Source organism: Acinetobacter sp. BZX-2 (assembly GCF_055179795.1).
On sequence record NZ_CM143686.1, the window covers coordinates 1,030,624 to 1,043,700 of the forward strand.

10 protein-coding genes and 1 pseudogene are annotated in these 13,077 nt (G+C 36.4%); 9 read left to right on the forward strand and 2 right to left on the reverse strand.

Annotated elements, in window-relative coordinates:
- The first annotated feature begins 392 nt into the window (after positions 1-392).
- From ACY45D_RS04760 to ACY45D_RS04775, 4 genes and pseudogenes are all read left to right on the forward strand, one after another.
- Positions 393-1,643 carry a DcaP family trimeric outer membrane transporter gene (locus ACY45D_RS04760; RefSeq protein WP_463108666.1) on the forward strand — a complete coding sequence of 417 codons (1,251 nt, stop codon included), beginning with the start codon at positions 393-395 and terminating at the stop codon, positions 1,641-1,643.
- A 575-nt stretch (positions 1,644-2,218) separates the two neighbouring features.
- Positions 2,219-3,454 carry a sodium/glutamate symporter gene (gene gltS / locus ACY45D_RS04765; RefSeq protein WP_463108667.1) on the forward strand — a complete coding sequence of 412 codons (1,236 nt, stop codon included), beginning with the start codon at positions 2,219-2,221 and terminating at the stop codon, positions 3,452-3,454.
- A gap of 521 nt (positions 3,455-3,975) precedes the next feature.
- Positions 3,976-4,854, forward strand: a pseudogene (locus ACY45D_RS04770) (patatin-like phospholipase family protein); the annotation flags it as partial.
- 400 nt (positions 4,855-5,254) lie between these two features.
- Positions 5,255-5,776 carry an acyl-CoA thioesterase gene (locus ACY45D_RS04775; protein ID WP_463108668.1) on the forward strand — a complete coding sequence of 174 codons (522 nt, stop codon included), beginning with the start codon at positions 5,255-5,257 and terminating at the stop codon, positions 5,774-5,776.
- A 73-nt stretch (positions 5,777-5,849) separates the two neighbouring features.
- Here the strand turns inward: ACY45D_RS04775 and ACY45D_RS04780 are convergent, their stop codons facing one another.
- Positions 5,850-6,266 (reverse strand): hypothetical protein, encoded by a 417-nt coding sequence (locus ACY45D_RS04780; protein WP_463108669.1) that lies wholly within the window; start codon positions 6,264-6,266, stop codon positions 5,850-5,852.
- A gap of 217 nt (positions 6,267-6,483) precedes the next feature.
- Positions 6,484-6,732 (reverse strand): hypothetical protein, encoded by a 249-nt coding sequence (locus tag ACY45D_RS04785; protein ID WP_463108670.1) that lies wholly within the window; start codon positions 6,730-6,732, stop codon positions 6,484-6,486.
- 445 nt (positions 6,733-7,177) lie between these two features.
- Between ACY45D_RS04785 and ACY45D_RS04790 the strand changes: the two genes are divergently transcribed.
- The 5 genes from ACY45D_RS04790 (at position 7,178) to pgaC (ending at position 13,057) form a co-directional block, all read left to right on the forward strand.
- Positions 7,178-8,191 carry a CobW family GTP-binding protein gene (locus ACY45D_RS04790; protein ID WP_463108671.1) on the forward strand — a complete coding sequence of 338 codons (1,014 nt, stop codon included), beginning with the start codon at positions 7,178-7,180 and terminating at the stop codon, positions 8,189-8,191.
- 60 nt (positions 8,192-8,251) lie between these two features.
- Positions 8,252-8,782 carry a YaeQ family protein gene (locus ACY45D_RS04795; RefSeq protein WP_463108672.1) on the forward strand — a complete coding sequence of 177 codons (531 nt, stop codon included), beginning with the start codon at positions 8,252-8,254 and terminating at the stop codon, positions 8,780-8,782.
- A gap of 159 nt (positions 8,783-8,941) precedes the next feature.
- On the forward strand, positions 8,942-9,280 hold the full coding sequence (locus ACY45D_RS04800; RefSeq protein ID WP_089603683.1) for an FKBP-type peptidyl-prolyl cis-trans isomerase: 339 nt from the start codon (positions 8,942-8,944) through the stop codon (positions 9,278-9,280).
- Between the two features lie 470 nt (positions 9,281-9,750).
- On the forward strand, positions 9,751-11,784 hold the full coding sequence (gene pgaB / locus ACY45D_RS04805; protein ID WP_463109428.1) for a poly-beta-1,6-N-acetyl-D-glucosamine N-deacetylase PgaB: 2,034 nt from the start codon (positions 9,751-9,753) through the stop codon (positions 11,782-11,784).
- A 7-nt stretch (positions 11,785-11,791) separates the two neighbouring features.
- A complete protein-coding gene (gene pgaC, locus ACY45D_RS04810; protein ID WP_463108673.1) occupies positions 11,792-13,057 on the forward strand; it encodes a poly-beta-1,6-N-acetyl-D-glucosamine synthase in 1,266 nt (421 codons plus the stop codon).
- The last annotated feature ends 20 nt before the right edge of the window (positions 13,058-13,077 follow it).

A 13,077-nucleotide genomic window follows, 5' to 3' on the forward strand; every position in this document is an offset into this window, starting at 1 on the left:
TTGTTTAAACTATAATACGATAGTCGTATAAGTGAATTCTAAATGTTTAATAAGATTCGCTAAACTACAGATTATATAACGATTATAGAAATGCTAATCTAAAAAAAGAATTGAAAACTATATTTTATTCGGTAAAACTGATTTTAATAAAGGGGTTGAGTTACGCTAGATTACAACAGTGTAAGAATTATACACAAATTGTTACTTTTGGGTTTTAACTTAGTTTCAACGCTTTCAAAATTTAATAGCAGGCATATTAGTGCAATGTTTTTGAATGTGGTGTTTGAATAACTACTGAAGAAAACAATAAAAATTTAATTTTTTAGCAAATTATTGGGGTTAAAAAATTAAATTGTACGGATGCACAACATAAATAAGACTAGGAGTATTTCATGAGTCTATTCACAAACAGTAAGTCATTTGTCATTAAAAGCTTAGCATTAACCGTAACAGCTTTAATGGTAAGTACTACTCAAGCTGCTACAGACAGCGCAGAAATTCAGCAACTTCGTGCGGAAGTACAAGAGCTTAAATCTTTACTTCAACAGCAACAACAAGTTCAACAACAGCAACAAGTTCGTCTTGCTGAAGTTGCTGCACAGCCTCAAGCATCGTCTCCATTGGCTGGTTTAAAATCTAAATCTGGTGCTGACATCAATATTTACGGTTTCGTACGTGGTGATGCAAACTACATCATCGAAGGTGCGGATGATGACTTCAACAAAGTAGCTGCTACAAATGGCGAAGCGGAAGATAAATTACGTGCAACGGCTAAAACGACTCGTATTGGTTTAGATTTCTCTACTCCAGCAGGCGATTCAAAAGTTGGCGGTAAAGTTGAGGTTGATTTTGCAGGAAATGGCGCAAGCGAAAACCTTCGTATCCGTCATGCATATTTGACTTATAACAACTGGTTATTTGGTCAAACAACGTCTAACTTCCTTTCTAGCCATGCGCCAGAAATGATTGACTTCTCTACAAACGCCGGTGGCGGTACGACACGTATTCCACAAGTACGTTATGCATATAACTTAGCGCCAAGTACTAAACTTTTAGTTGCTGCTGAAGAAGGTAATAGCGCTGGTACTTCAATTAAATATAGCCTGCCTGTATTAACTGCGAAAGTTGCGCATACCTATGCAAACTCAAAAGGTACTGTTTCAGGTCGTGCTTTAGTTGAAAACTATAAGTCTAGTGCTGCAGATAACGATAAAACAGGTTGGGGTGTTGCTTTAGGTACAGACTTTAAAGTAATTGATCCATTAAAAGTTTTTGCTGATGCTTCTTATGTGGTAGGTAACAGTAACTATTTGTATGCAAGTAACAATGCATTCTCTGTTGTAGATGGTGACATTGAACAGAATGAATTTACTGCAATTCAAGTGGGTGCGACATACAAAATCTTACCGAACCTACGTTCTACTTTAGCTTATGGTACAGTATTGGCTGACGACGGTACTGATTTTGCTAAAGCAAACCAAACTGCAAATGAAAAAATTAAACAAGCTTGGTTCAACGTGATTTATTCACCTGTTAAACCAATCGATCTAGGTATTGAGTATATCAACGGTAAACGCGAAACCTTTGCTGGGCAATCTTATAAAGATAACCGTGTAGGTCTAATGGCAAAATACAACTTCTAATTTTAGAAAGTATTAAGCTCAAAGAACCGAGGAATATTCCTCGGTTTTTTATGCAAGAGAACGTCAAAAATTAAGTTTTTTTACTATAAAAATAGAAAAAATTGTAAAAAATAAAGACTTTTATCAAAAAAAATGGATAATGAGCGCTCTTTTTAGAAATGGTTTATTTCTAAAATATCTTCAATTGATATTTTTGATTGCGTGATGAAAAGTTACCCTTTTTAATCATTGCTTGATTTCACAATATTCTGTTATCTCATTATCTGATGGAATGATCTTTTATCTATAATTGGAGCAACGCCATGACTCAACACTTCTTTAAGTGGCTTGAATATAGTATTTCGGTTCATATTTAAGTTGCGCACTTTCATTATTTTTTATTTCCCATCTTTTAAGATATATCTTTCTCTTTCATACCTTTAAGTCAATATTTAATCGTTATAGTTTATAAATTGGATCTTTTTTAATATCGCAAATTGGATCTTTTTTGGATTACATATTATTTGTAGATTTAATGATCTATTTAGGTTATTTAAATATAAAACTTAAGGTATTTTATAGCATGGATCAGTTCAATGGAATTTACTTTTAATGCTTTTTATACGCTGATTGCAGCGGTTATTGTGCTTTTACTAGGACGATTTCTAGTTAATAAAATAGATTTTCTCCGTAAATATAATATTCCAGAACCTGTAGCAGGTGGTTTAGTTGCAGCGATTATTTCTCTATTGGTACATAACCTTTGGGGTTATAGCATAACAACCAGTAGCGAATTACAAACCAGTTTTATGTTGGTATTTTTTGCCTCAATTGGTTTAAGTGCGAACTTTGCAAAACTCAAAGAGGGTGGTGTTGGTCTCGTTGTATTCTTGGTTTGTGTTGCGTCATTCATTGTCGTACAAAACTTTGTGGGTATGGGCTTAGCAACAGTACTTGGTTTAGACCCATTGATTGGTTTAATCGCGGGTTCGATTACACTAACAGGTGGTCATGGTACAGCGGGTGCTTGGGGAGAAATTCTTGAAACCCAACATGGTATCCAAGGTGCTTTAGCATTAGGTATGGCGAGTGCAACTTTCGGTTTAATTATCGGAGGAATCATTGGTGGGCCTTTAGCGAAGTTACTGATTAATCGCTACCAATTGTCTAGCCCTAAAACAAAAAAAGAAGTGAAGGAAACCAATCAGCAGGTTGTAACAGAATTGGGTGAATACGTTCCTTTTGAGTATCCACATCAAGTTCGATTGATTACTGCTGATAATGCCATTACAACTTTAGGTTTATTTGCAGCTTGTTTGGCTTTTGCTGACTTTATGACAGGTTATAGCAAAGGGCAGTGGTTTGAATTACCGACTTTTGTATGGGCACTTGCAGGCGGTGTGATTCTTAGAAATGTTCTAGAAGGTATCCTTCGTGTAAAAATGTTTGATCGTGCGATTGATGTATTTGGTAATGCAGCACTTTCACTTTATCTTGCTATGGCATTGTTATCGCTTAAATTATGGCAATTGGCAGATCTTGCAGGTCCATTGGTGATCATTCTTACAGCGCAAACATTAACAATGGCTTTATATGCAGCTTTTGTGACTTTCCGTGTCATGGGCAAAAACTACGATGCTGCGGTTTTAGCTGCTGGTCATTGCGGTTTTGGTATGGGCGCAACGCCAACAGCTGTGGCAAATATGCAGGCGATTACCAATATGTATGGTCCTTCGCATAAAGCATTTTTAATTGTGCCACTTTGCGGTGCTTTCTTTGTTGATATTATCAATGCGACCGTGATTCAGCTCATTTTAAAATTTGTTGCTTAAAGCAATTGGATATCACACAATCAAGCCAGTCATTGGACTGGCTTTTTATTTATTATATTCTTATATAACAAGGCTTAAGCTTGTTACTTAGAAATCTAAAATACTCAATAATTATCAAACCAAGTATGTGATAAAAGTATTTGAAAAGATGATTTGGTATTGTTGTTATTCGCATCGTTATAAACCTTGTTGATGAATGAAAAGTAACTCCTTAATAATGGAAAGCATTTTTTAAAATACGATGCTGTCATAGCCGCATTCAAAACGATGATTTAAAGCATAAGTAATTTATTTTTATACATATAATGTATAGCCTATCGTAAAATGATGACAGTTTAAATAAAAATAACAGCAAGCTATTGCAAATTATGTTTATATACCGAATCGCTTTGATTCATCCTAAATTTGAGTTTATGTCTTTGCTAAACAAACTTTCTATCGCTTTATTATGTAGTTCAACTTTGGTTGCTTGTGCACATTCACCTGTAAAAGATTTACAGGGTGAGGGAATACATGCGCAAAAAGTATCTGAAGCGACATCAAAGTTAGATCAAGGTTTTTATCAGTTTAAGCAACAGAACAATAAAAAACCTGTAATTGCTTTAGTCTTAGGTAGTGGTGGCGCACGTGGTTATGCGCACATTGGCGTAATTGAAGCCTTAGAACAACATGGTATTCAACCTGATTTTATTGTGGGTACCAGTGCAGGGAGTATTGTAGGTTCGATCTATGCCAGCGGTAAATCCGCAGTGCAATTACGTCAGATTGCCTTAGACATGAAAGTTGGCGATGTTCGTGATTTCAAAATAGGAATGAAAGGCTTTTTTGATGGGCAAAAAGTTCAGGATTATGTGAATAAACAAGTCAGTGAAGTACCTTTGGAAAAGATGAAAATCCCGATGTATGTGGTTGCAACAGAATTGCAAAATGGTCAACGTACTGTGTTTAATCATGGAAATACAGGGCAGGCGGTTCGTGCTTCGGTGTCTATTCCAAGTATGTTTATTCCGACCATGATTCAAGGCAAAGAATATGTCGATGGTGGTTTGGTCAGCCCTGTACCTGTGGATATTGCAAAAGAATTAGGTGCTGATGTTGTCATCGCCGTCGATATTTTGGCACAACCTGAAAATACCGAAACGACCAATGTTTGGGGTTTATTTAACCAAAATATTAATATCATGCAGAACAAACTGGCTGCTGATGAATTAAAAAATGCAGATATTGTGATTCAACCTGATTTACATGAAAAAGCGCATATTTTTGATGTTAAAGGGCGTCAAGACACGATGCAGGCGGGTGTTGATGCGGCCAATTTACGTATGCATGATTTAGATGTCGTAATCCAAACGAAGACAAAAACGAAGTATGAAAATGCACAGCTTGGTGTCCTCAACTAAATAAGTTCAAACAATATTTTCATTATAGATTTAAGTATATTTTTTCATAAAATATACTTAAGCCAATTTGAACTAAATCGATAAAAAACGCTATATCAATGTATTCAATAATGATGCGTCTAGATCATTTTGAACTGATGAATAGATGATTGGTGTTGATTGTGAGGTCATTGAATCGCATATTTTAATGCTTAAACTGTGTAGAGCATGTATTTAGATTAAAATGGGTTGAAGTTTAAAAAATAGACTATAAATCAATGGAATATATTTAAAATAAATGAAGTACTTTGTTGTTATAAATGTAGAGAATGATCAATTGCCGAATTAAACATGTTTTTTGCATGAAAAGATATATAATAATAACTGTAAATCTCCTGTCCCAAGTAGAGTCTAGTATACGATGTCTCCATTAGATCAAATGATCCGAGCTACAGATGATCAGTCAGAATTAACCATGTCTTTTTTAATGACGCCTGACATGGCAAATTTTTCAGGTAATGTGCATGGTGGAACCATCCTCAAGTTTCTTGACCAAGTGGCTTATGCATGTGCAAGCCGTTATTCTGGAAGCTATGTTGTTACTCTTTCTGTTGATAAAGTGAATTTTAAAGAACCGATCCATGTGGGTGAGCTTGTGACTTTTTTAGCAAGTGTTAACCATGTTGGTCGTACGTCTATGGAAATTGGTATTCGTGTTGAAGCACAGAATATTCAAAAGCGTACAGTTCGTCATACCAACAGTTGCTATTTCACCATGGTTGCTGTGGATGCAAATGGTAAGCCACAACAAATTCCTTCTTTAAATCTAGATAACGATTGGAAACGTTGTCGTTTTGAAGCTGCTGAACAACGTAAAGTTGCTCGTTTACAAGAAAATCATCATCCTTCTTGTAGTATTTATAAAAAAGCGTCTCATAGCTAAGTATTGTTGAGTTAAAACCTCCTTTAAGGAGGTTTTTTTATTTGTTCAGAATATTAGGATTAGGGTGGTTGTTTTAATTAAGTCTTTTTAATTGATGTCCATCGACGGTCATTGTCCATGTTCCATCCATTGTTTGTTGCGGTGCTTGACTAACTTTAAATTCAGTTGAGAGTGAGCCAAGTCCTGCGCTAAAACTAGAACCCTTAAATTCGGTAATTGGTGCGGAAACAGAGGTGCTTGAATGGGGTTGTTTATTTTTATATTCCAATCGACCTTCTTCGCTAATCATTAAACTAACTCGACCATCAGTACTTTGCCATGTGCCTATATAGTCTTTTTTATCTACAGGCAAAGGCTTAGAACAGGCTATAAGTAATATTGATAATAATCCAATGGTTATGATTTTTTTAAGCATTGATATTTTCTCCTTGAATTGTATTTTATTCATTTCAAATATATCACTTATATCATTCTTGAAAAGTTTCATCATGCAGATATCAAGCATTGCAACAGTCTTATTTTTTGTAAGAGTTCAGATGAAAGATAAAAACCACATCATCAAAAAAGACTGTATCGCAGCAATGATACAGTCTTTTTTATGTTAACGATTGGTTTGAAAAAGCCTGATCAGCTCATCATCGTGAACTCTGGAGGAGTCATCATTTTCACGATAAAGCACTCATCTTTTTGGGCAATTCAAAACTCAATCATTGTTTAGTTTTTGGTGCAGACGTTGCTGGTGTTTCAGCCGCACTTTCAGATGAAGGTTGGTTGGCATTTGATGAACCAGCAGCAGTTTCTTCTGCTGAAGTTGTATCATTTGGCTGCTCTTGTGTAGAAACAATAACTTTTTCGCTGCTTTCAGCAGACTGAGTTGTTTTTTCAGAAGCTGCAAAAGTTGTTGTTGCAGCAGTCAAAGCAAAAGTTGTTGCTAAAAGCGTTTTAACTAAATTCATTGGAGGCATCCTTATTCATTAAAAATAAAACCTGTAATGCAAAGTCTGAATCGACTGAGCTACAAGGCGTGAACTCATGCTAAGTGCTGAATGAAAATACGGCAACCTTATCAACAAAGCGAAACAGTCTGAGTTACGTGTTTAAAACAAAGGGCTGTGTTATGTAAGAATTTTGTGAGAAATCGGCATTTCCCCAATGATTTAAGTGTATTCAAATATTAAAAAATGACTAAAAATTAAACAGGTTGATTACTAGGATTAAACAATAACTGCAAATTTTCTTATTTATTTGAATCGTCTTTTAGATCAATTGTAACATTTTAACTCCAAAAATAGATTAATCCCTTAATCTTGTCTGTACAATCTCAACTGTAGCTAACAGGCGTTAAGCAAACTTTATATCAATCTTTAATAGCAATCGTTCATTGTAACTTGAGTAGTATCTGTGAAAATTATTTCTCAAAAAGTCGTCAAGACCCATATTATTTCTGGCTTCTTAGGTGCGGGGAAGACCACATTATTACAGCATTTACTACAACAAAAGCCTGAAGGAGAGACTTGGGCAATCCTGATGAATGAGTTTGGTCAAATTGGAATTGATCAGCAACTATTACCACAGCAAGGGGGGTATGAAGTCAAAGAACTCCTTGGTGGTTGTTTGTGTTGTGCAGGGCAATTACCGATGCAAATCGCTTTATCTCGATTGATTCAGGAAAAACAACCTGATCGACTTTTTATTGAACCAACAGGTTTGGGGCATCCTGCACAACTTTTAGAACAATTAACAGAGCCACATTGGCAATCTCAAATTGATATGCGGGCTTTGGTTACAGTTGTGGATGGATCTCGTTTACAAGATCAGGCTTGGGTTCAACAAGAGCTTTATCAAGATCAATTAAAAGCAGCGCAGATTGTTGTTGTTTCACATGCAGATATGATGACTGAACTTGATCAAAAACAATTAGATCAGTTTAAAAATGAGTATTTGGCTTATATTCAAACATGGTTATTGGCTGAAAACGGCAACATTCAACTTGAACAAATTGATGTTACGCATCAAGGGATACAGCGGAAAATTGTGCCTTTGATTCATATTCAAAAACAACTCAACTCAACTGAAGATTTACCTGTAATTAAGCAATTGCCATATCATTATGTAGAGTTATCCAATGGTTATACGGTTGCGGGTTGGAAATTTTCCAAGCGTTGGCAATTTGATTTTTATGACTTATTGGATGCGTTATGCGAGCAAAAAGACTGGTTAAGAATTAAAGGCATTTTTAATACCAATCAAGGTTGGATGAGCTTTAATTTCAATCCTGAAAACTTAAATTATAAATCGGCAGAAGAAAGTATCGATAATCGTGTCGAGATCATTACACAACAGGATCGTGACTGGGAAAGCTTTGAAACTCAACTTTTACAATGCCGAATTGATCGGTCTGAAAATTCTCAGTAATTCGTTTGAAAATCTTATAGACTGAGCGGCATATTTTAGAACTTATTTTTTGGATTTGACATGGCTTTAAAAGCAACGATTTATAAAGCAGATTTAAATATCGCCAATATGGATGTGCATCAGTATGGTGATTATCAATTGACCATGGCATTGCATCCATCTGAAACGATTGAACGTTTAATGGTTCGAATTTTAGCTTATGCACGTTTTGCAGATGAGCAGTTGGAATTTACCAAAGATTTATTTGAAACCGATGAGCCTGCGCTGTGGGAAAAAGATTTAACAGGTCAATTGGTGAAATGGATTGAAGTTGGTTTGCCAGATGAAGACAAAGTTAAAAAAGCCGCTGCACGTTGTAAGCACGTTGCTGTCGTCGCTTATGGTTCAGCTGTTGCAGAATGGTATAAGCGTAGTTCAAAGCTTAAAACCTTATCTAATGTTGAAGTTTGGCAATTGTCTGAGCAGACGACGGCTGCCATTCAACAGTTGTGTGAAAGAACCATGCAATTGCAATTGAATGTAATGGATGGTGAATGGACATTGATTGGTGATCATGCTCAAGCGGTGATTGAGTGGACGCAGCTACAATAAGGCTTTTAAAATTTAAAAGGTGTGAGTTTGGCTGACATCTTTTAAATCAGCTTGTACTTCAAGCGTTGAAAATTTAAGGTTCAAAAATCACAGAGTTCAGCACTTTTTCTTAGACCTGTTTATAATCCACGTTAGAAATTGAAAATTTAGGTAATTGCTATGTCGAATGAATTAGAAATCATTGATTTGAAAATTGGTGAAGGGAAAGAAGCGGTAAAAGGTGCTTTAATCACGACCCATTATACTGGCTGGTTAGAAGATGGTACCAAGTTTGATTCTTCAATCGACCGTGGCAATTATTTTGAAACCGTGATTGGTACTGGCCGTGTGATTAAAGGTTGGGATCAGGGCATCATGGGAATGAAAGTAGGCGGTAAGCGTAAGCTGATTGTGCCTTCTCATTTGGCGTACGGTGAACGCAAAATGGGTAAAGTAATTCCTGCAAATTCAAACCTCATTTTTGAAATTGAATTGTTTGATGTAAAAACACGTGATTAATCGATTGTTATGCTGAAATAGCATGAGTATCTAAAAATAGAGGCCATCGAGGTCTCTATTTTTTTGCAAATTAAAAAGTGAAATTTTTTATACTGGTTGTTATCTCAAATTTTTTTCTTTCATAATTCAGCATTATAAAATATTCTAGTTGAACTTTTTTGTTTTGTTATTTGATCATGATTTATTAAAAATAACGTGAAACATAACACAATAAAATTTTTTCTGTGTGTATAAAATATGCATAATTTAACAATCATCTACAATATTTTTGTTCTAAAAGTGTTTAAATGGCGCGAAGAAATAATTCTGTTCAGAGTTGTTTTTTAAGATTCGTTTCAGCTTTATTCTTTTAAATCATCGTTGTAAAACGCTTGATTCAATTCGTCTAGAAAAAGGATTTTTAGTATTTCAATGATGGAATGCTATAGATGAGTTCAGGTCTAAACAATGATGATAGAGTATTAAAATCTATGGTAACTCGTTACTTTCCTGCTACAGCAATGTTGTGTGCATCACTATTCTTTTCATCCTTTTTGAATAGTGCCTTTGCTGAAGAAAACCAAGCACTGCCAGACACTGCTGTTGAGCAGGAAGCGCCTAAAATTAATTTAGATACGCTGACAATTATTGGTTACCACGAAATCACAGCTGAAAAAAATGCAGTTATTCCAGACTATGCCGTAACGACTAAGCAATTTGAATTGCATTTAGATTGGCTGATTAAAAATGGCTATCACTTTGTGACTGTCAATCAAATCATTCGTGCCAAAGAAGGTAAGTTTAAATTACCCACCAAGCCAGTATTGCTCACTGTAGATGATGGTTATCAATCCTTCTATCAATACGCATATCCGATTATCAAACAAAGAAAAATTCCTGTTGTTCTCTCGGTTGTCGGCAGTTGGTTAGAAACCAAGCCGAATCAATTGGTTCAATTTGGTGATGAAAAGCTAGATCGCAGTAAATTATTGACATGGGAAGAACTTAAAACCATGCAAAATAGTGGTTTAGTTGAAATCGGTAGCCATAGTTATAATTTGCATCGTGGGATTATGGGCAATCCACAAGGGAACTCTGAACCTGCTGCAACGACACGTGAATACAATCCTAAAACCAAACAATATGAATCTGACCAAGCTTATGCAGAACGTATTTTTAATGATTTAAAGAAAAATAATAAGCTTTTAAAAGCACATGGTCTAAAAGCACCACGTATCATGGTTTGGCCATATGGTCGCTACAATATGCAAGCTGTAGAGATTGCAAAAAAAGCAGGCATGCCAATTACGATTAGCTTGGATGATGGTCCAGATCATATTGAAAAATCTTTAGGTCATCTCAACCGAATTTTAGTTGAAGGCAGTATGACGACGGATGCTTTGGCGCAAGAGATTCAAAGTCGTCAAATGGGGCTAACCGATAACAATCGCCCACAAAAAATTATGCATGTTGATTTGGATTATATTTACGACCCAGATCCAGCGCAGCAAGAACGTAACCTTGGACATTTATTAGATCGTATTCGTGAAATGCATGTAACAACGGTCTATTTGCAAGCTTTCTCTGACCCTGATGCAAATGGTTCTGCCGATATGGTGTATTTCCCCAATCGTTATTTACCCATGCGCGCAGACCTATTTAACCGAGTGGCTTGGCAAATTCAAACGCGTACACAAGTCAGCCGTTTATATGCTTGGATGCCGTTATTGGCTTGGGAGTTGCCACAATCTAATCCAGTTTCAAAAGATTTAGTGGTGACTCAGCAAGCCAAAGCAGGGGATCACTTAAACATGGGTTATCATCGTTTAAGCCCTTATTCAGCAGATGCACGTAAAACCATTGAAGGGATTTATCAGGATTTAGCCAAGTCAGCAACGTTTGATGGAATCTTGTTCCATGATGATGCGACATTGTCGGATTATGAAGATGCGAGTCCAGAGGCACTCAAAGCCTATCAAAAAATAGGTTTACCCACAGATCTAGCTGAAATCCGTAATGATGATGCAAAGCTGCAAAAATGGACTGCATTTAAAACGCAAACGATTGATTCTTTTGCGTTGGATTTGGCGCAAAAAGTACGTTATTACCAACCTTTCTTATTAACTGCACGTAATTTATACGCACAAGTTGCTTTATCAGCGTATTCTGAAAATTGGTATGCACAATCTTTAGAGCAATCGATTAAAAATTATGATTTTACCGCCATTATGGCAATGCCATATATGGAGCAAGCACCTGATAAAGATAAATTTTATCGAGATTTGGTGCAGCGAGTGAAACAGCAACCGAATGGAATGAAGAAAACAGTTTTTGAACTGCAAGCGGTGAATTGGCGGAACAATGAGAAAGTTCCAACAGCGGAATTAACTCAAACCATACAATCGTTGTATCAGCAAGGCGTGATTCATGTTGGTTATTATCCTGATGATCCGATCCAAGATCATCCTGATGCCACTGAAATGCGTAAAGTGTTTGATTCTAAATCATCACGTTTGATTCCGTAGGCGACCTATGCACTCATTTCAGCATCTGTGGCAATCCATACTGAATTTTATATTCTATTATCCACTGTTCATGTCGTATTTGTGGATGATCGGCGCACTTATTTTCTATTGGAAAGAGCGTAAAGGGCCCCCATATAAACAACCAGAGGCATTGTCTGAATATCCTTTGGTTGCGGTATTAATTCCTTGTTTTAATGAACAAGATAATGCTGTCGAAACCATTACTCATGCACTGAATCTGAATTATCCAAACTTTGAAGTGATTGCAATCAATGATGGAAGTTCGGATCGAACAGCAGAAATTCTCAATGCTTTGGCTGAAAAACATGAGAAATTACGTGTTGTTCATTTGGCCGAAAACCAAGGTAAAGCAATGGCTTTACAGGCGGGGAGTCTATTAACAGATGCAGAATATTTAATTGGTATCGATGGTGATGCTTTATTAGACCAACACGCTGCGCAATGGATGATTCACCATTTTTTACAAAATCCATCAGTGGCAGCCGTTACGGGCAACCCCCGTATTAGAACGCGTTCAACTTTGCTTGGTCGTATTCAGGTTGGGGAGTTTTCTTCGATTGTTGGTATGATCAAACGTGCTCAAAGAACTTTTGGTCGTTTGTTTACAGTGTCGGGTGTGATTACTGCATTTCGTAAAAGTGCAGTGCATGAGGTGGGTTATTGGTCACCCAATATGCTGACAGAAGATATTGATATCACTTGGAAATTACACCGTGCTGGCTGGGATGTGAGATTTGAACCGAATGCTTTGGTTTGGATTCTCATGCCAGAAACCTTTAATGGTTTATGGAAACAGCGTCTGCGTTGGGCAATGGGCGGCGCACAGGTATTAATCAAAAATATTGATGTGCTTTTTAAACCTAAATTGAATTTTTTATGGCCACTCATTATTGAGTTATGTCTGACGTTAGTTTGGTCATATTTAATGTTGTTCATGGTGATCTTATGGATTTTGCATTGGGTTTTACCTTATGCAGGTTTTCCTGTCGTAAGTTCACCTTTACTGCCAATGGGAACAGGAATTTTACTTGGTACGACTTGTCTACTGCAATTTGCAATAAGCAAATGGATGGATAGTCGTTACGAATCCAATTTAGCCAAAAACTTTTACTGGATGATTTGGTATCCAATCGTTTTTTGGCTGATTACAGTGACTGCAAGCATCATCGCATTTCCAAAGGTTTTGCTGCGTGGTAGTGGTAAGAGAGCACGATGGGTTAGCCCTGATCGTGGTATGCGACATGATGACTAAATCATACAAGTCATAGAGAA